The sequence below is a fragment of the Paenibacillus wenxiniae genome (assembly GCF_039822605.1).
Lineage (GTDB): Bacteria > Bacillota > Bacilli > Paenibacillales > Paenibacillaceae > Saccharibacillus > Saccharibacillus wenxiniae.
Genome location: NZ_JBCGUH010000017.1, coordinates 61,247 through 85,425, shown reverse-complemented (window position 1 = coordinate 85,425; position 24,179 = coordinate 61,247). Strand labels below are relative to the sequence as shown.

Genomic DNA, 24,179 nt, shown 5'->3' with positions numbered 1-24,179 from the left:
ATCCCCTTTGTTGACATGATTAAGTTCATCTTAACAGATGTCTTTTTTCGAATGTCTACTTAAAGGGGATAATACCATATAGAGGTACTGGCTTTATTTCGCTTTGTTCCTTTTAGACCGATACGATCAGATCCATAACGAAGGAGAATACATATGAATTTGAATCTCATACCTCTGCCTCAGCTACAGCCGAATCCGGGTACGATGATCGCTATCTGTGCTCTTCCAATTTCTATAATGGAGCAACCCGTATTGTTAGCTCTAACTGATCAGTTACAACTATGGCAAATTGAATTACGCACAGGTCTGACCCGACAGTTAGCTACGATTGAGCTGTTTGAATTCGAACCCCATCATCCGGTACAATTCATCGTTAGCCCTTGCGGTCGCTTAGCTGGTATATCAAACCGCTTTGGCAAATATGCAATTATCGTTGAACTTGCCTCAGGTACAACGATACTTTCACTTGAGCGAGGAGAGTATCATTATGATAAATCCACTTATCCGCTTGCTTTTATTAGACAAAACGAACAGCTGCTACTGGCTCATGGTACAGACTGGAATCGGCTGGAGCTGACTGCCCTTTTGCCGGAAATGAAATCGCTCAGTACACGAACAATTCCTAACCGTCAGGGCGAATCGGATGCGGAAAAGGCGCATTATTTAGACTATTTTCACGGAAAATTACATAGCTCTCCGAATGGAACATTCCTTGCCGAAACAGGCTGGGTATGGGCTCCAGCTGGAGTGACGCGTGTATGGAGTAATAGGGAATGGCTCGCCAATGTATGGGAATCCGAAGATGGGACATCACTTGATTCCTTCTGGAAACCGCTGATTGACTGGGATCTGCCTATGGTATGGCTGAATGATGAGTTGCTAGCCATCTGGGGGCAACTGGATGAAGATTTGCTAGATGAGGAAGATTGGGAAGTAGAAGGTACACAGTCGGCGATTATGATCTATAATGCCAAATTGCGTGCTCGTCATGCGGTCATTACCAATGCTCCTAAATTTCAAACTCGTACTGACCTACCCGATGTATTCGTTCATCCGCAGGCTCAGCTGGCTGCATCTTTTACTGGCAAACTATTTGCATGGGGACATGCAGTGCCTTTACAGGTGTGGGATCTCTCAACACAGCAGCTGGAGTATCAGCAGCTAGACCATTCTAATCCAAACATACAGCCGGATCTATATCATACAGAAGCCGACCTGTTTCTTAAAATCGGCTCAGGCTCTATTCAGGCATGGCGATATGAATAATGGTAGTTTGTAATAAAGCATTAGTTTGACTTAGATTACCAGACTAGAAACTTAGAAACGATGGTTAGAAAACAATACAGCCTTGTCAGCGAATAGCGCATTTCCTTTTCAGCCCTTTATCGCTTTATTTCTTGGTTGTTTAGTTTTTAGTTTCTTGCTTTGTAGCTTTTTGGTTTCTCGGTTTATTGGTTTATTCGTTTCTTGAATTCCTGTTCTCTTGATTTCCATACCTTTCTTTACTATGCGTTCAACTATCAACAATACCAAAAATGCACTCCTCCTCCCCCATTCATTTAGCCGGAAGGGCTTTGAAGAGGTAGGGTAAGGAGTGCATTTTGTATAGAACTATTTTAAAGGTTATTAACGTATTCTATTCGTATTCGTTCAGAGGAGTCCATTTACGAATTTACAGCGCTACTGCTGCATGCTCTGCTGCTTCGATAAATTTCTCCGCATCCATCGCTGCCATACAGCCGCTGCCTGCTGCGGTGATCGCCTGGCGATAGCGTGTATCCTGTACGTCACCACAGGCGAATACGCCTGGGATATTCGTTTCCGATGTGCCCGGATGAGTCATAATGTAACCATTCTCATCTGTCGTGATCTGTCCGCCGAGGAAGCCTGTGTTCGGATGGTGACCGATCGCTACGAATACGCCGTGCGCTTCGATCACTTCTTCTTCGCCAGTTTCATTGTTCAACACTTTCAGACCGGTTACGCCGAGTGGGCCGGCTACGACTTCCAGTGGTGTGCGGTTCAGTCCCCATTCGATTTTGTCATTAGCACGAGCGCGATCCTGCATGATTTTGGATGCACGCAGCTCTTCGCGGCGGTGAACGAGCGTCACTTTCGATGCAAAACGAGTCAGGAAGCTTGCTTCTTCCAACGCGGAATCGCCGCCGCCAACAACGATGATCTCTTTATTACGGAAAAAGAATCCGTCACATGTTGCGCAAGTGCTCACGCCACGTCCGATGTTGTCCTGTTCGTTCGGGATACCTAGATACTTCGCGGTTGCACCGGTCGAGATGATTAGCGTTTCGGTTACGATCTCGCCTTTGCCTTCCACTTGAAGCTTGAACGGACGCTGAGACATATCTACATTTTCCACCCAGCCAGTATAAAATGTGGCGCCAAAACGTTCTGCCTGTTTGCGCATATTGTCCATCAATTCAGGACCCATAATACCGTCAGGGAAGCCCGGGAAATTCTCGACTTCAGTTGTCGTCGTCAGCTGACCGCCAGGTTGAGGGCCTTCGATGATCAATGGACTCATATTGGCACGCGCCAGATAAATTGCCGCCGTTAATCCCGCAGGGCCTGTTCCGATAATGACTGATTTATACATCATATATTCCTCCATAATTGTTTTTTTAAAATGATTTTGAATGAGTAGATAGGAGAGCATCTATACAGCAATGTACACGACTGTAACAGCCTGATGCACACATATAAGATATTGTAAATTATATTGCATACAATTAATTTGTTTTGAAACTATTCATATTATGCTTCTAATTGTGCAGATAGTCAAATGAAATTTTGATGAAACGCTGAGCCTCATGGGGCACATACCAAAATGGCTCTGGCTGCGTCCACGATATTGCTCCATGTGGACGTTCAGCCGAGCCAGCATTACAAAGTTACACTTCGATCAAGGTATATAGTTTTTAGGTTTTTAGGTTTTTAGTCTTTGAGTCTTTGAGTCTTTGAGTCTTTGAGTCTTTGAGTCTTTGAGTCTTTGAGTCTTTGAGTCTTTGCGTCTTTGCGTCTTTGCGTCTTTGCGTCTTTGCGTCTTTGCGTCTTTGAATCTTATGCCAACATATATGGTAACTACTCTGCTCAACGTAATTAGATCATTTAGATCATTTAGATCATTTAGATCATTTAGATCATTTAGATCATTTAGATCAACCCATACACCAACCAGGTTCAGAACCTCAGTACATATGGTAAATAATCCCCTTAACGCGCACGCAGCAAACGCAGTCCGTTGAGAATAACGAGAATTGTGCTTCCTTCATGCCCAACGACACCGAGTGGCAAAGCAAGATTGTCGGCAAAGTTGCCGATAATGAGCAATATGATCACGCTCAGGGCGAAGATCATATTTTGCCGGACGATGCGGCGTGCACGGCGTGCCAGACGAATGGTCGAAGCGATCTGCTCAATGCCATCATTCATCAGTACGACATCCGCTACTTCCAATGCTGCACCACTTCCTCGCATGCCCATGCCGAGTCCAACCGTAGCGGCAGCAAGCGCAGGCGCATCATTCACACCATCGCCTACCATCACCACATGACCATAACGTTCTCGCAGCTCTTGAACACGCGCTACCTTATCCTCCGGCAGCAGACCGGCATAAATATGATCCACTCCGGCAGTATGTCCGATCGATTCTGCTACGGCGGGACGGTCGCCGGTCAGCATCGCGACTTTAATGCCAAGCGCCTGTAACTGTCGAACCGCATCGATCGCCTGTGGACGAAGCTCATCGCGAATAGCGATCAGCGCGACAATTTGCTCGTCTCGCAGCATGAGCGAGACGGTTTTACCTTGCGCTTCCAGTTCACGGCGACATTGCACCCATTTCATATCCGCATCCGCTTGATCCAGCAGGTCAGCACGCCCTATTTTCCATTGTTGACCGTTCCATTCGCCTGCAATCCCCCAGCCTGTGATCGCCTGCACATGCTCCATTTCCTGCGGCTCGATGCCCTGTTCTGCGCTATATTGCACAATCGCACGTGCGAGTGGATGCATCGAGATTGCTTCAAGACCTGCTGCGATCGATAGCAATTGCTCTTGCTGGGCTTGTTCTGCTGCGATCGTCATCAGCCAATCGGTTACGACAGGCTCACCACGTGTTAACGTACCTGTTTTATCAAAAGCGACTACCGCAGTCATGCTCATATTTTCCATATGCACTCCACTTTTGAACAGCACACCGTGGCGAGCGCGATTAGAGATGGCCGACAGCATAACAGGCATAATGGAAGATACGAGTGCACAGGGTGAAGCGACAACGAGAAAGACCATCGCTTTATAAAAGCTATCTCCCCAGCTCCAGCCGGGAATCAATGGCAACAATGCAATTAGCAGCACAGTGACGACAACGACAATACGTGCATAAAGCGATTCAAAACGTTTGATCACACGCTGTGAAGCAGGCACTTCGGTTTGTGCAGACTCGACCATTTTAATAATTTTGGCAAATACCGTACCTTCCGCTGATTGTGTAACTTCGATATACAATGCCCCTTCCCCATTGATCGTACCCGTAAATACTTCGTCACCGGACGACTTGGAAATCGGCAGTGACTCGCCTGTAATGGATGCCTGATTAACGGCTGAGCTGCCACGTACAACTGTACCATCTGCGGGAATCAGCTCGCCCGGTTTCACCATAACCAGATCACCTACACGCAATTGCTCAATCGATACATGCTCTACTTTGCCATCACGCATACGCAGCGCCGTTTCTGGCTTGAGTGACAACAGTGCCGAGATATCCTTGCCACTACGTTCATTTGTATAGCTCTCCAGCGCTCCGCTCAGCGCGAAAATAAAGATCAGCATCGCCCCTTCATTCCAGTAGCCGATCGTTGCTGCGCCCATCGCAGCTGCAATCATTAGCAGATTCACATCCAGATCGCGCTCTTGAATGAGCGTTTCCACCCCTTCACGCGCTTTTTGCCAACCACCGATGCCGTAGGCACAAATATACAGCACAACAGACAGCATACCCGGGCCTTCGGCGGATGATAATAACCACGCAAGCAGCATCAGTGCACCACTGCCGAGTGCTGCTTGCATTTCACGATTTTGAACCAGTGCTTTGAAATTTTGACGACCTTTGCCTCCTGATGAAAATGGGTTCCGACCCTGACGAGCTGTACGCAAAGCTGGCATCATTTTAATATGTTTCATAGATTTCACATTCCTTTCGTTATACGTTAAATATGATATGTTGCTGTACAAACATCCTTTTTCATTGCACCCCGTGTTAGGAGATCGCTAACACTAGAGCTGTACGATATTTTGCTGTGCAAAAATCCTTTTCGTTGAACCTCGTGTTAGGAGGTCGCTAACACTAGAGCTGTACGATATTTTGCTGTGCAAAAATCCTTTTTCATTGCACCTCGTGTTAGAAAATCGCTAACACTAGAGCTGTACGATATTTTGCTGCGCAAAAATCCTTTTCGTTGCACCTCGTGTTAGGAGGTCGCTAACACTAGATGAGAATGAATCACATTATTAATGCCCTTAAAACAGCTCATGCTGCTTTGGGTAGCCCCAAAGCAGCATGATTGGTAATGAGAATGATATTCATTTTTGACTCGATACAATTATTTTTACCTAGACCAACTTTTGATTTGATTATAATTCGCCGTCCCACAAAAGTAAAGCACCTCCTGCAAAATAGACGATGTCTTTTTGCTGAAGATGCTTGATCGTAGTTGAAATTAATAGATCGTTTAAAATTCATAGTGTGCGCTTACTATTCGGGCTTGTACACTCTTCCCCAGCCATAACCAGCTTCCTCGGACACATCTTCCGGCATCCCCGGTAAAATAAGTCCGCCGTCTACACGCAGGTTGATGCCTGTAATATACGAAGCTTCATCAGAAGCGAGCCATGCGACCGCTTCGCCGATATCGCGCGGCGTGCCCATCCGTCCGAGCGGAATCTTTTTGCCGAGTGGTTCGGTTAGCGCATTTTTATGCAGGCGATTGACGGTCGCACCGGGCGCAACGCAATTGACGCGGATGCCGTGCGGTGCTAGTTCCAGCGCAAGTGAACCAGTAGAGCGAATTAGTGCTGCTTTCATCCCACCGTAAATGCTGTCATCTGGATAAGCACGTTCGCCACGGGAAGAGGTGATATGCACGATATTACCCGGCATTTCGCGTTCAATCATCGCCTGTGCTGCATATTTGGCGGCAAGGATCGGGGCGCGGTAATTCAGCTCCATCATCCAGTTAATATCGTCTTCCTCCAAATCCAGTAGCGGCTTTCTTGTACTTGCGCCTGCATTGTTCACGAGCAGATCGATCCGGTCAAAATGCTCTACCGTCTCACGCACCATTCGCTCAGCTTCATTCGGTTTCGTCAAATCACTCTGAATGACAAAGGGTGCTGCACCATAACTATGCGCCAGCTCTGCTACCACCTGCTCTACTTCTTCACTATCCGTTTGATAACTGATCGCCAGACGGTAGCCCTTCTGGGCGAGCACACTCGCGATGCCTCTGCCGATTCCAATGGCTGCGCCTGTGACGAGCGCGACCTTGCGATGATCCTGCGCTACATTGCTCATGATCCAAATGCCCCTTTCACTCTTATCAAAATGGTATGGGGATCATTACCCAACGTAGCAGACGATACATCCTTTGTATGCAAGATTGTGTTACATTTTATTAACCCTGTCTCAGACGCTGTTCTGTTTGTTGCCATATTTGTCGCATATAAAGGGAAGCTTCAGGCAATTGCTCGCTAACGACGCCTTCGAGTGAAATATCGATATGCGGTTTGTATTGCTGCAACAGCTCGAAAAAGTACGGATAATCCAGCATTCCTGTACCGGCGACACATTCTTGCTTGGAGCCGTTTGCTGCCATCGTAATATCTTTCGCATGGATTAGAATGATCCGGTCAGCGAGCAGTTCAAACACCTGTCGTAAAAAGCCCTGCTGATCTCCTACATAGTCCGGCTTCATCATATTGCACGGATCAAACAACATCCCGATCGCTGACGAAGGCACTTCCTCCATCAGCCGTGCCATCAACTCCGCACTGTGCACGGTATGTACGGCAACAGGCTCGATCGCCATATGCACGCCCCATTTATCCGCTTCTTCCGCTAGCTCAGATACCGTATCGCGCAGTGTGTTCCAGCCTTTGTCGATATAATGTTCCGGGTCCAGCTGCTGATACGTGTCAAAAGAACCCGTTTCCGTCGCTACCATACTACAGCCAAAATCACGCGCATACCGCAGATGCTCTTTAAAACGGGCGATTTCCTGCTTACGCTCCTCACGATCCGGATGGACCGGATTGATATAGCAGCCAAGCACAGCCACACGAACTCCCTGACGCTGAAACTGCTCGGCGATATAATTGCCCATGCCAGGGCTAAGTCTACCGTTGCGTGTGTCGATATCGGAAATTGCTTTAGCCAGCGCTAACTGGACACCCGTGAAGCCGCCAGCCGCTACGCGTGCCCCCAGATCAGCGACAGGTTGTTTGCCATAAATATGTGAAAGAACCGATTGTTTCATTCGTGCACCTCATTTTCAAATTGGAATGATGGGTGGAGTGTACGCAAACCTGAGTTATGGGCAGACACCACTCTGGACAGGAATAAGAGGACAGACTCCGGTTTCGCACAGGAATCTACGGAGCAGGAATAAGTTGTAGGTTCCCATGCTGGGAGGCAGGGAGATATTTTGCTTCGCAAAAATCCTTTTTCATTGTACCCCGTGTTAGAAGATCGCTAACACTACAACAGTACGATATTTTGCTTCGCAAAAATCCTTTTTCATTGTACTCCGTGTTAGAAGATCGCTAACACTAGAGCAGTACGATATTTTGCTAGCACAAAAATCCTTTTTCATTGCACCACGTGTTAGAAGACCACTAACACTAGAGCAGTACGATATTTTGCTTCGCAAAAATCACTTTTCATTGCACCACGTGTTAGAAGATCATTAACACTAGAGCAGTACGATATTTTGCTTCGCAAAAATCCTTTTTCATTGCACCCCGTGTTAGAAGATCACTAACACTACAGGTCATCCTTCTCCCTTATTTCCTTCCCGCAGTAAAGTGCGGCTTACATCATACAAGTTTGCATACACATTTTAGTGTTCGCTTATAAATAAAGTGCAATGCACGATGTACATTGCACTTTGTATTGGTATTACGCATTGTTGCCGAAAATTTCTCATCTGCGTCCAGGCAGCGTCCAAGCATTTCGTAAGTTATAGCTTATTTTCAAATATTAAGCGTCATTGTAAATGCTGTTTGGCAGGTTTAGTATAACTGCGTTCACATAAGATAATCCCAGCACATAGATACAGATACAATATGAACTAAATTAACGAGCCATCCAGCCGCCATCTACGCACAGTATATGACCGTTCAGATAGTTCGACGCATCCGAAGCGAGGAAGACGACAGGTCCCTGCATATCTTCGGCTGTACCCCAGCGTGCGGCTGGAATGCGTTCGGTGATGGAATCGAAGCGGGCTTGATCGGCGACGATTGGAGCGGTATTGTCTGTCAGCATATAACCCGGCGCAATCGCGTTGACCTGCAAGCCTTTGGACGCCCATTCGTTGGCAAGTGCTTTTGTAATACCGGCTACACCATGCTTGCTCGCGGTATAACCCGGTACGTTAATGCCACCTTGATAGGACAGCATGGAAGCGACACTGATAATTTTGCCACTGCCACGCTCGATCATATGACGGCCGACGAGTTGGGACAGGTAAAACACCGTTTCCAGATTCAGATCAAGCACATCCGCAAAATCTTTCCATGCATGTTCGACTGCTGGTTTGCGGCGAATGATGCCAGCATTGTTGACGAGAATATCAATTCGTCCTTTAAACGCAAGCGCTTCGTTCACGACAGCTTCTAATCTATCATGCTTGCTCAGGTCAGCCTGAATCGCTACGGCTTCACGTCCGAGTGCTTGAATTTGGCTTACCGTCTCCTCACTGTTGGAATACGATACACAGACGACATCGGCACCTGCCGCTGCCAGCCCAAGCGCCATGCCCTGTCCAAGTCCACCGCTCGTTCCGGTGACAAGCGCTACTTTTCCGCTCAGATCAAATGCGTTCATGCTTTGTTCAACTCCCTGCATCATATTGGCTATACGATCGCAGACAGACCGCAACCCGTGCATGCTGGCTACGCTGTCCGTTTGACGATCGGGATTACATCGTACTTGCAAATTTTCATGCTCAAACAATCTGGTTAGGTTATGCCGCAGCGTGACTGCATAGCCTAACTATTTTCTACTCTCACCGCTTATTACGTTCTTATGCTCTTATGCTCTTATGCTCTTATGCTCTTATGCTCTTATGCTCTTATGCTCTTATGCTCTTATGCTCTAGCATACCGGCCTTCACAAACTATGCTATACTTTAACACTATTTATTTACAGTAAGGAGCCAGTCCTATTACGCGCCTGCCTGATCCAGCGGAATACCAGCCTGTTGAAAATGCTGCGCCTGCTCATTCGATAGACCACTATCTGTAATGATCATATCCAGCTGCGAACAGGTGGCAAATGTCCAGAGTGCGAATTGTCCAAACTTCTGATGATCGATCACGCCGTACACTTTTTGCGCCGTATCGACCAGCGCTTTTTTAAACGGCACCAGGTCACCAGTGTAGATAGACAGTCCAAACTCAGGATGCAGTGCTGTCGATGAGACAAATGCTTTATGAATATTCAATCCACGCACATATTCAATCGCCTGACTGCTGATTAGCATGTTCCGATTGCGCTCACCGCCTGGCACGACAAGTCGAACCTGTTCTTTACGCGCCAATTCACTCAAAATGAACAGATCATTCGTTACTACCGTTAATGGCATCGATGGCAAACGACGTGCAATTTCCAGCGTCGTACTGCCACCATCCAATGCGATAATGTCACCGGGTTGAATATAATGTAGCGCTCGCTCGGCGATCTCGCTCTTTTCCGGCATATGCTTCGTATTGATCCCCTGACCGGATAAAATGCCGTACTGGTCATTTTGCGCCAGCACCGCACCACCATGCACACGCACGAGTAGCCCCATTTCTTCCAATTTGGCCAGATCCTCGCGGATCGTTTTACCCGTAACATGAAGGGTATCGCTCAATTCGCCAACCGTGATTTCCTGACTGGCGATTAATAATTCCATAATGCGTTCATGACGCTTTAGTGCACTCATCCGACGAACCCCCGTCCCTTCCAGTCATCGCTCCGGTGGATCTACTCTGCCGGTGATAGGGCTGGAATGGTGTTTTTGGGTTTATTTTAAATCTTTCATAGCAACGGCGTCCATATCATCAAACGTCTGATTTTCACCAGCCATAGCCCAGCAGAACGTATAATTGCTTGTGCCCACGCCGCTGTGGATCGACCAGCTTGGGGAAATCGCTACCTGTCCATCGCGCACGACAAGGTGCTTTGTTTCCTGTGGCTCACCCATAAAGTGGAACACGACGCTATCCTCTGGCATATTGAAGTACAGGTACACTTCGGAACGACGATTATGCGTATGACAGGGCATCGTGTTCCACATATTGCCGGGTTCTAGCTCGGTAATGCCCATGACGAGCTGACAGCTTTTAATGCCGCCCTGATGGATATATTTATAAATCGTACGTTCATTCGACGTTTTAATATCGCCCAGATGTGCAGGTGTAGCATCATCACGGGTTGCTTTTGTCGTTGGATAGGCGTGATGAGCAGGTGTCGATACGAAATAGAATTTAGCAGGTTCCCCGTCATGGCTCGCAAAGCTGACTTCCTTCGTGCCGAGCGATACGTACAAACATTCAAAAGCACCGATCTCGTATTTCTCACCATCAGCCGTTACCGTACCTGTTGCACCGATATTAATAATACCGATTTCACGGCGCTCCAGGAAAAAGTCCGTCCCGATATCTTTCAAATTCACTTCCAGCTTGATCTCCTTCGATGCTGGAACAGCCGAACCGACGATATACCGATCCACATGACTGTAAACGGTTACGAGTTCATCCGTTGCAAACAGATTCTCGATCAAAAACTCCTCGCGTAGACGTGCAGTATCAAACGTTTTTACATCATTCGGGTGGGACACATAACGGTTTTCCATGCTATTCATCCTTTCATTTCGGTTTTAATTTAGTTCATATACGTTTATATTAGTTCATTTTGTTCGTTTTGGAAAGAGTTAAATGGATTGAAATGGATGATTTTTATGGAGAAATGGTTATCGATTCATAAGTTGTGTTGATGTATACATATTGAATAGAGGAAGTTAGGAAAAGCATGTGCAACAATATGCTAAGAAGGAACATTAGCGATTAACACGATAATAAACGTGCGGAATCCTCTTATTTTACGATGCATAGCTAAGCTTCTATTCATATTCTATACATATTGGTATGGTAGGATAGATAGAAGCTTTGCAACGATAAGGCAAAGCGATGTACATGACGGATCGTGTGTCCCGTCATGTTTCATTTTCTGTTCAGAGGTAGGAGCATTACAGAGAAATACGAACACTATAGAAAAGCTTCAACCATACCGAGAACGAACAGCGATAGCACTGTAAGATACGAGTGCTGAACAAACAATAATTTCATCCCTGATAATGAATACCGATATAAAGGAGCGGAATATTATGGTACGAATACTGGTTGCTGATGATGATGCATCCATTTTGGAATTGATTCATGTGTATTTGACACGTGAAGGATATAGCGTACATCGTGCTCATGATGGGCAGGAAGCTTTTGATATGCTAAGTGATGGCAAATGGGATCTGATCATTCTCGATGTGATGATGCCGCATATGGATGGATGGCAATTATGTATGGACATTCGTCGTTATTATGGGGATGTGCCGATTTTGCTCGTCACAGCGAAAGGGGAATCGGAGGATAAAATTAAAGGCTTCCGACTCGGTACAGACGATTATCTCGTCAAACCGTTTGTACCGGAGGAATTGGTTATGCGAGTGAAGGCACTACTGCGCCGTTATCGCATTTTTGTAGGTGAATCGCTAACGATTGGCAATGTGCGACTGGATGCGGCGACGAAAGAAGCGGAAGTGAATGGTACGCTACAGCCGATGCCGGCGAAGGAATTTGAGCTATTTTATACACTCGCTGGATTTCCCGGACAGATCTTCACACGTGACCAATTAATCGAGAAAATATGGGGTCATGATTACGATGGAGATGAGCGCACAGTAGATGTGCATATTAAGCGGCTACGGGATCGTTTCTCCGAGCAAAACGGCTTTCTGATTCAGACGATCCGCGGCATTGGCTACCGGATTGAGGTGAAAATGGATTGAAAAATATATACAGCCAGCTCGTTGTGACGTTCATTATCGTCGTAGCAGCCAGCTTTCTGATCACATTGCTTATGTCGGACTGGGTGTTCCAGCGACAGCAGATGAATTTTGTACAGGATCGCATCTTGAGAGATGCCGAAGCAATGGCAGAAATTCAAGCGTCGATCCCTGAGGATATGATGCAAAAGTATTTGAACAGTCAAGGGGGGCAGACGCAGCTTGTCGTTATCGGTGAGGATGGAACCGAGTATCGTTCAGAGGGCAATGGCCCGGGTGGACCGCTTGGTATTTCCCCTCCACCGCTACCACTCGGTAATGATTCGTCGTCATCGAGCGATAGCTCTGGTTCAGGTTCTAGCTCTGGCTCTAGCTCTAGCTCTAGCTCTAGCGATGATTCTAGTTCAACTGCTAAAAATGGGTCCAGTTCTAAAAACGGTTCAAGCACTGACAATAACTCTGGCACTGACAATCGTTCTAACACTGACAGTCATTCTAGCACTGACAATCGTTCTGGTGCTGGTAACGATTCAAGTGCTAGTAATCGTTCAAATAATGAGGATCGTTCCGGTCATCATACGACTAGTTCCAACAGCGATGAGGATAAAACAAGTGCAACTACAAATGAATCTAGCTCTACATCGTCTAGCAATAACAATACAGACGACAGTAACGGTAATAGCAAACGATCAACTACCAGCCAATCGACTTCAAATATGACGGGTGAAGAAGCTACCGGTACGACGAGTACAACTGGATCGGATACGAGCAGCAGTACATCATCAAAACCGTCCCCTCCAGTCCCTCCGCACCTCCAAAATGGCGCTACAAGTTCATCCAGCGATAAGAAGAAGCCACCTACACCGCCGCGACCGCCAAAAGATGCGGATAGATGGGACATTCCCGAAGCTGTGCAGCAACTTGTATTGAGTGGTCGAACCTATCATCCTCAAAAAGGAAACCAATTGACTGATCCGAATATGCCTTCGCTCAATCTGTCACTGGATAGTAATGAGCAAAATGAGCCGCGCTATGTCGGCGTACCATTTGAGCGTGATGGCGTACATTATGCACTATTCGCCCGTCCGGCGGCTGGTCATTTTGTGAACCAATTTAATCAATGGATGTTCCTCGTCCTCTCGGTCATGTTGATCATCGGGGTACTATTGTTCCTGTTTGCAGCACGCCTGATCGCTCGTCCAATCGCCAAGCTGTCAGATGCTACACGCCGCGTCGCTAAAGGCGATTATGATGTGCGTGTCCATCTGAAACGCAGGGATGAGATTGGACAACTAGGGGAAAATTTTAATCAAATGACGACCCGATTATCCAAAATCGAAGCGATGCGGCAGGAGTTCGTTTCCAATGTATCGCATGAAATTCAGACACCGCTGACGTCGATTCGCGGCTTCGCTGTTGCGCTTAAGGATACGGCTAGCAGTGAACAGCTCAAACATCTGAAAATTATCGAACAGGAAAGTGAGCGCCTATCTAAATTGAGCAGCAATCTGCTCAAGCTAGCCTCACTGGATGTAGTCAAGCTGAACAAGCAAAATTTCCGATTAGATGAACAAATCCGTATGGCGGTCGTATCGTGCGGTCCAATGTGGATGAACAAGCATATCGAACTGTCCGCGGATTTGAACAAAATTGAAGTTGCCGGTGATGAAGATCTACTCACGCAAGTATGGACGAATCTGTTATCCAATGCGATCAAATTCACGCCGGAACATGGCAATATCTACATTACACTAACCGAGGACGAGCACTGGATTAAAGCCAGTGTGCAGGATACCGGTTGTGGGATCGATGCGGAGCATGTGGAGCATATTTTTGAACGTTTTTACAAAGCGGATAGCTCGCGTAATTCAGCTGTAGGCGGCAATGGACTCGGTTTATCGATTGTGCAGAAGATTTTACTGCTGCATGGCGGGCGTATTGAAGCACATAGCGCTGAGGGACAGGGTACAACGATGACGGTCTATTTACCACGTACAGCGGCAGCTGCCAGCGTTCCGGTTAAAATGACTAAAAAGGCGGCTTCGCAATAGTTGGCAATCAGACTACGTGAAGCAAAGGGGCTAACTTGAATTAAGCATGTAGTAGTTCTTGTAGCTCTTGTAGCTCTTGTAGTTCTTGTAGCTCTTGTAGCTCTTGTAGCTCTTGTAGCTCTTGTAGCTCATTTGCTTTGTATATTTCAGCATCGTATACTTGCTATCTTTCATGTTCTACCTCAACATATTTATTCATTTAAACAAATAAAAATTCATTATTAATCTCCATTTAATATGTAATTAACATGTTATATATTATGATCAATACGCAATATAAAGTGCTTTTTCAAGGCGAGTCGCTCCTTTTTAAAGGGACCGATTCGCCTTTTTATATCATTTTAAAACAATCTTCAGTTTCGTTTAAGCTAGCGTTCATTTCCTGTTCATATTGCGTTGTTATATTTTGTACATCTACTGATACCCGATTGAAGACAACTGATCTTGTTGTTTGCAGAGGTACATTTGTATTCATGCATGTGGCGATTCAATTCATACAGCATTCATGATCGTAACTGTACCTCTGACATTCATGTGTATGTATATTCCCGAAGGAGGGCTCACCGATGAAGTATTCTATTGTTGTTCCGGTTTACAATGAAGAAGAAGTTGTACTGGAATGTTACCGTCGTCTGACGGAAGTGATGCAGCAAACAGGCGAAAGCTATGAATTGATTTTTGTAAATGATGGTAGTCGCGATCGAACGGCGTCTATCGTTAGCCAGCTGTGCAGCAGCGACCAATCGGTGAAAATGATCGATTTTTCCCGTAATTTTGGGCATCAGATTGCGATTACAGCCGGCATGGATAATGCTTCTGGCGAAGCGATTGTCGTCATTGATGCCGATTTGCAAGACCCACCGGAACTAATTTTGCAAATGATTGAGAAATGGAACGAAGGTTACGATGTCGTTTATGCCACACGTGCAGAGCGCAAAGGTGAGACTGGCTTCAAAAAATGGTCGGCTTCGCTCTTCTACCGGACATTGAACAAGCTGAGCGATATCGATATTCCGCTCGATACAGGCGACTTCCGTCTGATCGACCGCAAAGTATGTGAGGCGATGAAAAGCCTCAAGGAAAGCAACCGCTTTGTGCGCGGATTGGTCAGCTGGGTTGGCTTTCGTCAAACGTCCATCTCCTATGTACGTGAAGAACGCTTTGCCGGCGAAACGAAGTATCCACTCAAAAAGATGCTGCGCTTTGCTTCCGATGCACTGATCGCCTTTTCACTCAAGCCGCTGCGTCTGGCGAGTGTGCTGGGCAGCTTTGTCTCGTTATTCAGCTTTGTATTTTTGATCTGGGTCGTTGGACAAAAGCTGCTTAACTTCAACACGACACCGGGCTGGGCGTCCATCCTTGCCTGCGTTCTGTTTCTCAACGGTATTATGCTCATTATCCTCGGTGTGCTGGGCGAGTATGTCGGTCGCATTTATGATGAAGTGAAAGGTCGTCCACTCTATCTCATACAGGAAAAAAGAAACTTCGCTGGGATGCAGCAACAGCCACTAAACGAATCATCGCAGCACATCGATCAACGTCAAGGTCAAATGGTGCAAGAGCAACGATATGTTGGTTTCTAAGCTACTAGGCAGTCAAGCCATTCGTTTTGCTGCTGTCGGAGTGTCCAATACGGCGATTGATTTTATCGTCTTCATGCTGCTGCAACATTGGACCGGTGTGGCAGCAGCGCAAATTATCGGCTATAGTGCCGGTACAGCCAATAGCTACTACTGGAACCGCAAATGGACATTTGCACGCGGTAAAGGCTGGGATGGCGGTGAGTTGCTTCGTTTCCTGCTGGTGAATCTGTCGGTGGCGCTTATTACGAGCTTTGTCATCACTTTGATGTCTTCTACAATTCCGGTCTGGATCGCCAAGCTAGGTGTAACGGTGCTGGGACTCGGCATTAACTTTGGCTTTAGTAAGTTGTGGGTGTTTCGCTAAGTGTGTCTGCTGAGTGTGTCTATAGACTAATAAAAGTAGGCAGTACAAGCGACATATAGAGTTGTATGGAGTGGTAAGAATCTGTATAGAGCCTTATAGAGCTTTATACTTATAGAGACTTATAAAGTCTTACAAAGGTGCATAGAGCCTTATAGATATAAAATCGTTTAAAGTTACAAAGTTACCTATCGGTACTTATCGTCGCCTGACGCTATTTAACGCCAGCTAACCGTATCCACCATTATTTAGCTTCATTTAACTTCATCTAGTTTCATTTATTTTTATTTAACCTTTTTATCTACTATTTACTTTCACTGCTATACTCACTTGTATGTTTTGCTGCTATACTCACGTTAAGTTATACTTTTCTCCTCGATTACACTGCCAAACAAAGGAGGCATTTGCCATGAAAGTACGTAAAGCGATTATTCCGGCTGCTGGTCTGGGTACACGACTATTGCCCGCTACCAAAGCTCAGCCGAAGGAAATGCTTCCGATCGTCGACAAACCTGCGATCCAGTATATTATCGAAGAAGCCGTTGCCAGTGGGATCGAATCGATCTTGATTGTGACCGGTCGGGGCAAACGTTCGATCGAGGATCATTTTGACCATTCGGTTGAATTGGAGCTGGAACTCGCTGCTAAGGGGAAAACGACATTGCTTGAGCAGGTTAATCATATTTCTGAGATGGCGGATATCCACTATATTCGTCAGAAAAAGCCGCTTGGTCTCGGACACGCTGTGTTATGCGCCCGTCAATTTGTCGGCAATGAGCCTTTTGCTGTACTGCTCGGTGATGATCTGATCGTAAACGAGCAACAGCCCGGACTAAAGCAACTCATTGATCAACAGGTATCGCCTTCTACCGCTATCATCGGAGTACAACATGTGCCTCATGAAGAAGCGAACAAATACGGCATCGTTGCCCCAGCCAGCATGCCCCATGATCCGCATTCACTCATTGCACTGAGCGGAATCGTTGAAAAACCAGACATCGCCGATGCTCCATCCAACCTCGCAGTCATCGGTCGTTATGTGCTGCCAGCGGAAATTTTTGATATTTTGGAAGATACATTGCCGGGTAAAGGTGGCGAGATTCAATTGACCGATGCACTCTCGCGCTTGCCACATCTGACTGCGCTGGAAATTCAAGGCAAGCGTTATGATATCGGCGATCCGCTCGGCTATGTGAAATCGACGATTGAATTTGCATTGAACCGTCCGGAGCTGCGTGGCGAGATGGAGAAGTATGTGGAAGAGCTGTATCACCGCTGGCGCGTAAGCGTGAAATAAACGTCTGCATGTTTATAATATAATGTCCCAAGTCAAAAAGCCTGCATTTCACAGTATGCAGGCTTTTTGGCATCATTACATATCAACAGTCTTAAATACCAACAGCTTTAAATGCCAAAAGCTTTAAATATCAATAGCATTAAGTACTAACAACTTTGAATACTAATCTAATCGCCTAAACCGATACTGATAGTTGCCGTTTACACACTACTCTGAATTTTCTTTTTAGCCGAGGCACCGTTCAAAGCAGATGATTTTCTTCTCTAATCAAACGATCTAATACCCGAATCCCGTCCACAATTTCCGCTGCTACTGACGAAATCACGCGACAGAATGCTCCTATTGATTGCAGCTTGAAAGCCTAGTTATACACGAAATCTTACTCTATTCGCTTATACTGTGCTGGCAAGCTTTTGATCCAGCCATGTCATAGCTTCCTGCAATTGTTGTTGTGGCACAAGAGCATACTTATCGCCGATAGTACATTCAAAGCTACAGCTCCCGTTATGATCAACGAGATAAGAAGTGATGCCGATATCGTACTGTTGAGCTAACTCTTTAAGTGCCTGTGTAGCGACTTCAACAGGATGATCAATATGAACGTGGAACATATTGGATACGGGTACTTCGGGTAACGTATGGATGTGGGAGCAGGCATGAAGCAGCGCCGCCAGTTGTTTGGCCTGTTCGTAATATTCACCCATTTTCCCGATCCGTTGCTCGTAATAATATTTGGAGCTTACAATGTACGGATACAGTCCGATCAAATTACCGCCGTGTCGGTGCTTCCACACTTTCGCTTCTTGCATAACATCCGCCTCACCAGCAAGGATCGCTCCGGCAATACCGCCGATACCTTTGTAAAAGGAAATGTAGACGGTATCGAACAGGCTGCATATTTCGGCGGCTGTTTTGCCATAATACGGTGTAATCTCAAATAGACGCGCGCCATCCAGATGCAATCGAATGCCTTGCTCACGGCAATAATTGGCAATCGCCTCTACTTGTTCAAATGACGGCAGTTGTCCTCCAATTTCACGTTGTGGCAGCTCTAGCAGCAGACAGGAGATGTCTTCTTTTATACTCCTTACATCTTCTAATTGTGTAACACGATCTTTATCACCGATGAGTACAGACTCGATCTGATGCAGTTCCTTTAATGCATTCTGCTCATGCAGCTCCAGATGGGATAATGGGTGGTAAGCGACACGTTTGATCCCATTACGATCACACCAGATGCGTAACGCAATCTGCTGCGCCATCGTTCCACTTGGGAAAAAGACAGCGGCTGGCTTACCTAGCACGTCTGCCATTTGCTGCTGAAATTGCTCAATCCATTCGCCATGCCCATAATGGTCACTGCTTGTCGTTCCATCGATAGGCTCAAACGCTTCCTTGAGTACATTCAGATTACGCGGGCCATTACCGCTTACTCTGAATGTTGCCTGAGCAAATGCATCTGCCAACGTAAGTGTGTTGGAATTATCGTCCATTGCTGTTCACTCCTATTCTGTGTGCGTTGTGATTTTATTATATTCGAATATGTAGCTCAGCTGCATCTATACTTACATTTGCATCCGTATTCACTATAGATTCATCCAAAAAAGAATTATCGAAATCGATAATAAACTATATAACGATGATCCATTAGATACGGAGACCGGAATTAACAATTACCGAGTAAATTCAGACTCCTCCTTTCATTCATCCCAATACTATCTCATCATTCGCTTCAAAGGTATTATTCGCTCTATGTGTGATTTATCCGCTCTCCAAACAATCCTCGCTTACATATATAACTAATCTCCATACAAAAAAGCCCTTCCGGGTCACCGGAAGGGCTTCATTATACAGACAAACTGTCTGCGATCGATGGCTTAGTAGCCTATCTTAGTAGCCTACACCATTGTAAGTCATAATCCAGACCGAACCGGATACAACGACCAGTACAATAGCCAGACCGAAGATCAGTGCCATAACGTTCCAACGAGGTTGGTTACCCTGACGCTCACGTACATGCATGAAGAAGAACAACTGCACGACAAATTGCAGCACCGCTGTAACCATAATAATCAGCACGGTTGGCAGCTGGGACAGCATATGATTCAGAACAACAACCAGTGGAATAATCGTCAACACGATCGACAGGATAAAACCGACGATGTAGGACTTCAGCGAGCCATGTGCATGAGCTTCGTCATGTCCATGGGAATGATCGGAATGGTTCGCCATCTTACATCACCCCCATCAGATAGACGACCGACAGGAGGAAGATCCAGACGGCGTCCAAAAAGTGCCAGTACAAGCTGATAACGTTCACTTTACCGCGCGTTACATCGGTAATGCCTTTACGTGCCAGCTGAATCATAATCAGCAGCATCCAGCCCAGACCCATCGATACGTGGAGTCCGTGTGTACCAACCAGTGTGAAGAATGAAGTTGCGAATGCACTAGTACCGTAGTTGAATCCTTCGTGTACCATTTTGATAAACTCGTCAACTTCAAGGAAAATAAAGGCTGCGCCGAGAATCCATGTAACGATCAACCAGCCAATCAGCTGTTTCACTTTACCTGCATTCATTGCCAGTACAGCCAGACCGCTTGTGAAGCTGGATGTGAGCAGGATGAATGTTTCCGCGATAACACCCGGCATTTCGAAAATTTCGTGAGCTGTTGGTCCACCTGCCGTATTGTTGTGAAGCACAACATACGTGGCAAACAGCGTACCGAACAGAACAACGTCCGTGATCAGGAAGATCCAGAAGCCAAGCATTTTCAGTTCTTGCGGATCATGGTGGCCGTGATCATGACCATGTGCATGATCATGACCGTGCTGTGATACGGCTTGTGCCATTAAAGTGTCCCCCTTAATGAAGCCTCAGTCTTTTCTACTTCCTCAGCAGGGATGTAGAAGCCCTCGTCATCATTCATCGAACGGGCAGCCAGACATGCAAGTACGCCGGCAAGTCCGAGCACTCCCATCCACACCCAGTGGAACGTGAAGCCAAAGCCCGCAATGAAGAAGAAAGTAGAAAATACAATCGGGATACCCGAGTTGCTAGGCATATGAATTGGTTCGTATTTTGGTTTGGCATCCTTTTGAGGAAGCTTACCCGCAGCACGACGCTGCTTGTCGACCCATAATGGATCTCTGCTATCCACTACCGGAGTAATGGCAAAGTTGTATTCTGGAGCTGGGGACGGGATCGTCCACTCAAGTGTATGAGCATCCCACATGTCGCCAGTTGTATCTTTTTCACGATATTTAAAGCTGTAAGCAATTTGAACGGCTTGCAGAATGAAGGCAATACCCATCAGGTACGCACCAACCGTCGAAACTACGTTCAGTGGGCCCCAACCTGTATCCCAGTCAAATGTACTTACACGACGAGTCATACCCATCAAACCGAGCAGGTATTGTGGCATGAAACATACGTAGAAACCGATGTTCCAGAACCAGAATGACCATCTGCCCAGCGTTTCGTTCAGCTTGAAGCCGAACATTTTTGGCCACCAGTAGTACATGCCGGCAAAGTAACCGAACACGACCCCACCAATCAGAACCTGGTGGAAGTGGGCAATCAGGAAGTAACTGTTGTGGTACTGGAAGTCAGCAGGCGCAACCGCGAGCAGAACCCCTGTCATACCACCGACGATAAACGCCGGAATAAACGCGACCGTCCACAGCATCGGCAGATCGAAGCGAATCCGTCCGCGATACATCGTGAACAACCAGTTGAAAATCTTCACCCCGGTTGGGATGGCGATCAACATCGTGGACAAGGCGAAGAAGGCGTTAACGTCCGCACCGGAACCCATTGTGAAGAAATGGTGAGCCCATGTGAAGAACGATACGAACGCGATAATCATCATCGCAAATACCATCGAGGTGTAACCGAACAGCTTTTTGCGTGAGAACACGCTGACGACTTCGGAGAAAATACCGAACGCCGGCAAGATAACGATATATACCTCGGGGTGACCCCACATCCATATCAAGTTGATATACATCATCGGGTTACCGCCACCGTCAAGGGTGAAGAAGTGTCCTCCTCCAAAACGGTCAAGGAACAGCAGTGCCAGTGTAACGGTCAAAATTGGGAATGCAAAAATGATGATGACACAAGTTGCAAATACAGACCATGTGAACATCGGCATTTTCATCATGGTCATGCCTGGGGCACGCATTTTGATGATCGTTACAAGGAAGTTAATACCGGTTGCCAGGGAACCAATACCGGAAATCTGGATACCCCAGATATAGAAGTTTTGTCCTGGGCCAGGGTTAAATTGTAGCTCAGACAACGGTGGATAACTCAACCAACCTGCATCCGGCGAACCGCCGATGACGAAGGACAGGTTGAACAGCATTGCGCCCAGGAAGAACAGCCAGAAGCTGAGGGAGTTCAAATAAGGGAACGCAACGTCACGTGCACCAATTTGTAGAGGTACAACAACGTTAAACAAACCGAACATAAATGGCATCGCCATAAACAGGATCATAACTACGCCGTGTGTCGTAAAGACCTGGTTATAGTGTTCTGGATGCAGGAACTCAAAGTTCGGAATTGCCAATTGAGTACGCATCATGAGCGCATCGACGCCGCCGCGGAACATCATAATGATCGCAGCCAGAATGTACATGATACCGATTTTTTTGTGGTCAACCGTAGTCAACCAGTTGCGCCAGAGCCATTTCCACTTTTTGAAATAGGTCAGTCCGGCAACGATGGCAATCGTTACTAATCCAATGGATACGTCTGCACCATAAATCAACGGATCGCCAGTAACAAAAAACTCGGATGCAAACTGTTTAAGATTTTCAAGCATCGTTGAGCTCCTTTCACTTTCTTTGTCCATGCACAGCATCTTACTGGCATGTATGGCGGCATTGCATGAATACCATTTGAATACAGCACGAATGTCGGGAGAAGTTCCCCCGACTCGACTTTTACCTACAACATGGATGTATGCGGCGCATACCATCCATACAGCTGAACTTCAGCCGGTTTACTTGCCGTCCATTTGTGTTTCAGGCGTAGTGTGTACCGGTTGACGACTTTCAGACAAACCGCCAGGCAAATATTGCGTCACCAGTTGTTGGAACAAATTGTCCGGGAATGCCGAAAAATATTGTTTATCCGCCGTACCTGGTATCGCCAGCGACTGATACGTATCCATCGTCATTGGCTTGGATTCAGTTTTCACCTTGTTCACCCATGCCTCATAGTCGGATTCAGTCACCGCATTCACATCAAAGTTCATAGCGCCGAAATGCTCACCACTAAAGTTAGCACCGGAACCGTAATACGTGCCTGTATGATCAGCCTGCAAATACAGGTTCATCGCCATACCCGACATGGTATAAATCTGTCCACCGAGCTGAGGAATCCAGAAGGAGTTCATCGGAGCATCGGAAGTCAGTTCGAAGCGAATTGGTCGATCTTCAGGAATAGTCAGTGTGTTCACAGCTGCAATTCCTTCTTCTGGATAGAAAAATGCCCATTTCCAGTCCATCGAAACCGCTTGAATCACAACGGGTTGCTTGTCGGACTTAATGGCCACAGAAGGCTCGAGTGCGTACGTATAACGTACAGTCACGATACCGAGCACAGCAATAACGACGATCGGAATACCCCACCAGATTGACTCCAGCACATTGCTGTGGTTGAAATCTGGATCGTACTTCGCCTTTCTGCCCGGTTTGTCACGGTATCTCCACACAATAACAAAGGTCAGTATGGTTGTCGGTACGATAACGATCGCTGTCAGAATCGTAGAAATGATAATGACATCGCGTTGTCCTTCTGCAATCGGTCCTTTCGGGTTAAGAACAGCATAGTTACTGGAACCAGCAAACAACGCCCAAACCGTCAGAGCCAGCGACAACACCGTCACAACCAGAACAACCCAGAACATAAGGCGCGAACCTGGTTTTTTGCTCATCTTGATCCCCTTTCTCACTTAACGCTCATGACGTTCATAATGTTGAAACCACACATTCCTATGTTAACACTAAGTGTCCTTTTTGCGTATCCATAGAAGGTGTAAATTTCAGTTTTTTTTGGCTTGTTAACAAATCTGTCAATTTATTAGCAGGCAGACGTGAATGTTTTCACATTATTTAAAGATTAACATATTTTTACTTCGTAAAAAAGCCCCTTTAAGAATTATTCTTAAAGGAGCTTTAATTTTAAAATGCTCGCTGTATCGCTGTCTTTACCGGAGTTCAGTCGTAAACGATGGGCAGCGGATCATCCTAATCGTCCTTAATTCCATCCTTACCTTCATCACTGCGTGCTTGCATCGAACCAAGCCATTTCGCAAGCGAATAAATGAAAGCAAATGCAGCCAAACAGCCTACGCCGATCATCAAGCCGAGATTGTTGTCATTAAATGGTTGCAGATTCAGCACGATCAGTAAAATACCTGCCGCGCAGCACAGCCATGCGACTACAGTCAACATTTTGCTAAGTCCATATGTGTTTTGTGCCGAGCTATTGTTGCTCGGACCTCTGGATTTGGTAGCCACGAAGTCCACTCCCC

Annotated in this window: 20 protein-coding genes; 6 read left to right on the top strand and 14 right to left on the bottom strand. The window is 46.4% G+C overall.

Going from position 1 to position 24,179, the window contains the following annotated elements; translation table 11 throughout:
- Positions 1-153 precede the first annotated feature (153 nt).
- Complete coding sequence (locus AAHF22_RS20895) at positions 154-1,266, top strand: hypothetical protein (protein WP_347326953.1); 1,113 nt, start codon at positions 154-156, stop codon at positions 1,264-1,266.
- Between the two features lie 108 nt (positions 1,267-1,374).
- Here the strand turns inward: AAHF22_RS20895 and AAHF22_RS20890 are convergent, their stop codons facing one another.
- The 8 genes from AAHF22_RS20890 to kduI form a co-directional block, all read right to left on the bottom strand.
- On the bottom strand, positions 1,375-1,533 hold the full coding sequence (locus AAHF22_RS20890) for a hypothetical protein (protein WP_347326952.1): 159 nt from the start codon (positions 1,531-1,533) through the stop codon (positions 1,375-1,377).
- Positions 1,534-1,672: 139 nt separating this feature from the next.
- Positions 1,673-2,614, bottom strand: coding sequence for a thioredoxin-disulfide reductase (trxB, locus tag AAHF22_RS20885; protein WP_347326955.1), 942 nt, complete (start codon positions 2,612-2,614; stop codon positions 1,673-1,675).
- 617 nt (positions 2,615-3,231) lie between these two features.
- Positions 3,232-5,199 carry a heavy metal translocating P-type ATPase gene (locus AAHF22_RS20880; protein ID WP_371834092.1) on the bottom strand — a complete coding sequence of 656 codons (1,968 nt, stop codon included), beginning with the start codon at positions 5,197-5,199 and terminating at the stop codon, positions 3,232-3,234.
- A 571-nt stretch (positions 5,200-5,770) separates the two neighbouring features.
- The gene (locus AAHF22_RS20875) at positions 5,771-6,589 is read right to left on the bottom strand and encodes an SDR family NAD(P)-dependent oxidoreductase (protein ID WP_347326951.1); all 819 of its coding nucleotides are present in this window, start codon (positions 6,587-6,589) and stop codon (positions 5,771-5,773) included.
- A gap of 100 nt (positions 6,590-6,689) precedes the next feature.
- Positions 6,690-7,550, bottom strand: coding sequence for a sugar phosphate isomerase/epimerase family protein (locus tag AAHF22_RS20870; RefSeq protein WP_347326950.1), 861 nt, complete (start codon positions 7,548-7,550; stop codon positions 6,690-6,692).
- A gap of 818 nt (positions 7,551-8,368) precedes the next feature.
- Positions 8,369-9,121, bottom strand: coding sequence for a 2-dehydro-3-deoxy-D-gluconate 5-dehydrogenase KduD (kduD, locus tag AAHF22_RS20865; RefSeq protein WP_347326949.1), 753 nt, complete (start codon positions 9,119-9,121; stop codon positions 8,369-8,371).
- Between the two features lie 340 nt (positions 9,122-9,461).
- Positions 9,462-10,223 carry a DeoR/GlpR family DNA-binding transcription regulator gene (locus tag AAHF22_RS20860; RefSeq protein ID WP_347326948.1) on the bottom strand — a complete coding sequence of 254 codons (762 nt, stop codon included), beginning with the start codon at positions 10,221-10,223 and terminating at the stop codon, positions 9,462-9,464.
- 81 nt (positions 10,224-10,304) lie between these two features.
- Positions 10,305-11,135 (bottom strand): 5-dehydro-4-deoxy-D-glucuronate isomerase, encoded by an 831-nt coding sequence (gene kduI, locus AAHF22_RS20855; protein ID WP_347326947.1) that lies wholly within the window; start codon positions 11,133-11,135, stop codon positions 10,305-10,307.
- 531 nt (positions 11,136-11,666) lie between these two features.
- Between kduI and AAHF22_RS20850 the strand changes: the two genes are divergently transcribed.
- The 5 genes from AAHF22_RS20850 to galU all read left to right on the top strand — a co-directional run bounded on the left by AAHF22_RS20850 (position 11,667) and on the right by galU (position 17,633).
- Complete coding sequence (locus AAHF22_RS20850) at positions 11,667-12,344, top strand: response regulator transcription factor (RefSeq protein ID WP_347326946.1); 678 nt, start codon at positions 11,667-11,669, stop codon at positions 12,342-12,344.
- Complete coding sequence (locus tag AAHF22_RS20845; protein ID WP_347326945.1) at positions 12,341-14,392, top strand: sensor histidine kinase; 2,052 nt, start codon at positions 12,341-12,343, stop codon at positions 14,390-14,392. The genes AAHF22_RS20850 and AAHF22_RS20845 overlap by 4 nt, the downstream gene beginning before the upstream one ends.
- A gap of 566 nt (positions 14,393-14,958) precedes the next feature.
- Complete coding sequence (locus tag AAHF22_RS20840) at positions 14,959-15,975, top strand: glycosyltransferase family 2 protein (RefSeq protein ID WP_347326944.1); 1,017 nt, start codon at positions 14,959-14,961, stop codon at positions 15,973-15,975.
- Positions 15,962-16,339 (top strand): GtrA family protein, encoded by a 378-nt coding sequence (locus AAHF22_RS20835; protein ID WP_347326943.1) that lies wholly within the window; start codon positions 15,962-15,964, stop codon positions 16,337-16,339. Before AAHF22_RS20840 ends, AAHF22_RS20835 begins: the two co-directional genes overlap by 14 nt.
- A 406-nt stretch (positions 16,340-16,745) precedes the next feature.
- Positions 16,746-17,633, top strand: a complete 888-nt coding sequence (galU, locus tag AAHF22_RS20830; protein ID WP_347326942.1) for a UTP--glucose-1-phosphate uridylyltransferase GalU — start codon at positions 16,746-16,748, stop codon at positions 17,631-17,633.
- Between the two features lie 392 nt (positions 17,634-18,025).
- On the opposite strand, the gene AAHF22_RS20825 is transcribed toward galU, so the two are convergent.
- The 6 genes from AAHF22_RS20825 to AAHF22_RS20800 form a co-directional block, all read right to left on the bottom strand.
- Complete coding sequence (locus AAHF22_RS20825; RefSeq protein ID WP_347326941.1) at positions 18,026-19,126, bottom strand: threonine aldolase family protein; 1,101 nt, start codon at positions 19,124-19,126, stop codon at positions 18,026-18,028.
- A gap of 397 nt (positions 19,127-19,523) precedes the next feature.
- Entirely contained in the window at positions 19,524-19,865 is a 342-nt protein-coding gene (cyoD, locus tag AAHF22_RS20820; protein ID WP_347326940.1) for a cytochrome o ubiquinol oxidase subunit IV, read from the bottom strand.
- Position 19,866: 1 nt separating this feature from the next.
- Entirely contained in the window at positions 19,867-20,487 is a 621-nt protein-coding gene (cyoC, locus tag AAHF22_RS20815; RefSeq protein WP_347326939.1) for a cytochrome o ubiquinol oxidase subunit III, read from the bottom strand.
- The gene (locus tag AAHF22_RS20810; RefSeq protein ID WP_188777375.1) at positions 20,487-22,463 is read right to left on the bottom strand and encodes a cbb3-type cytochrome c oxidase subunit I; all 1,977 of its coding nucleotides are present in this window, start codon (positions 22,461-22,463) and stop codon (positions 20,487-20,489) included. The genes cyoC and AAHF22_RS20810 overlap by 1 nt, the downstream gene beginning before the upstream one ends.
- Before the next feature lie 180 nt (positions 22,464-22,643).
- Complete coding sequence (gene qoxA / locus AAHF22_RS20805) at positions 22,644-23,579, bottom strand: cytochrome aa3 quinol oxidase subunit II (RefSeq protein WP_347326938.1); 936 nt, start codon at positions 23,577-23,579, stop codon at positions 22,644-22,646.
- Between the two features lie 313 nt (positions 23,580-23,892).
- Positions 23,893-24,165 carry a hypothetical protein gene (locus tag AAHF22_RS20800; RefSeq protein WP_347326937.1) on the bottom strand — a complete coding sequence of 91 codons (273 nt, stop codon included), beginning with the start codon at positions 24,163-24,165 and terminating at the stop codon, positions 23,893-23,895.
- Between the last annotated feature and the right edge of the window lie 14 nt (positions 24,166-24,179).

Excerpts from the sequence above, each read along its gene's own strand:
- AAHF22_RS20840 (WP_347326944.1), top strand. The coding sequence starts at position 14,959 with ATGAAGTATTCTATTGTTGTTCCGGTTTACAATGAAGAAGAAGTTGTA.
- AAHF22_RS20880 (WP_371834092.1), bottom strand. The coding sequence starts at position 5,199 with ATGAAACATATTAAAATGATGCCAGCTTTGCGTACAGCTCGTCAGGGT.
- cyoC (WP_347326939.1), bottom strand. The coding sequence starts at position 20,487 with ATGGCACAAGCCGTATCACAGCACGGTCATGATCATGCACATGGTCAT.
- AAHF22_RS20860 (WP_347326948.1), bottom strand. The coding sequence starts at position 10,223 with ATGAGTGCACTAAAGCGTCATGAACGCATTATGGAATTATTAATCGCC.
- AAHF22_RS20835 (WP_347326943.1), top strand. The coding sequence starts at position 15,962 with ATGTTGGTTTCTAAGCTACTAGGCAGTCAAGCCATTCGTTTTGCTGCT.
- kduD (WP_347326949.1), bottom strand. The coding sequence starts at position 9,121 with ATGAACGCATTTGATCTGAGCGGAAAAGTAGCGCTTGTCACCGGAACG.
- cyoD (WP_347326940.1), bottom strand. The coding sequence starts at position 19,865 with ATGGCGAACCATTCCGATCATTCCCATGGACATGACGAAGCTCATGCA.
- AAHF22_RS20895 (WP_347326953.1), top strand. The coding sequence starts at position 154 with ATGAATTTGAATCTCATACCTCTGCCTCAGCTACAGCCGAATCCGGGT.
- AAHF22_RS20850 (WP_347326946.1), top strand. The coding sequence starts at position 11,667 with ATGGTACGAATACTGGTTGCTGATGATGATGCATCCATTTTGGAATTG.
- AAHF22_RS20825 (WP_347326941.1), bottom strand. The coding sequence starts at position 19,126 with ATGGACGATAATTCCAACACACTTACGTTGGCAGATGCATTTGCTCAG.
- trxB (WP_347326955.1), bottom strand. The coding sequence starts at position 2,614 with ATGTATAAATCAGTCATTATCGGAACAGGCCCTGCGGGATTAACGGCG.
- galU (WP_347326942.1), top strand. The coding sequence starts at position 16,746 with ATGAAAGTACGTAAAGCGATTATTCCGGCTGCTGGTCTGGGTACACGA.
- AAHF22_RS20810 (WP_188777375.1), bottom strand. The coding sequence starts at position 22,463 with ATGCTTGAAAATCTTAAACAGTTTGCATCCGAGTTTTTTGTTACTGGC.
- qoxA (WP_347326938.1), bottom strand. The coding sequence starts at position 23,579 with ATGAGCAAAAAACCAGGTTCGCGCCTTATGTTCTGGGTTGTTCTGGTT.
- AAHF22_RS20870 (WP_347326950.1), bottom strand. The coding sequence starts at position 7,550 with ATGAAACAATCGGTTCTTTCACATATTTATGGCAAACAACCTGTCGCT.
- kduI (WP_347326947.1), bottom strand. The coding sequence starts at position 11,135 with ATGGAAAACCGTTATGTGTCCCACCCGAATGATGTAAAAACGTTTGAT.
- AAHF22_RS20875 (WP_347326951.1), bottom strand. The coding sequence starts at position 6,589 with ATGAGCAATGTAGCGCAGGATCATCGCAAGGTCGCGCTCGTCACAGGC.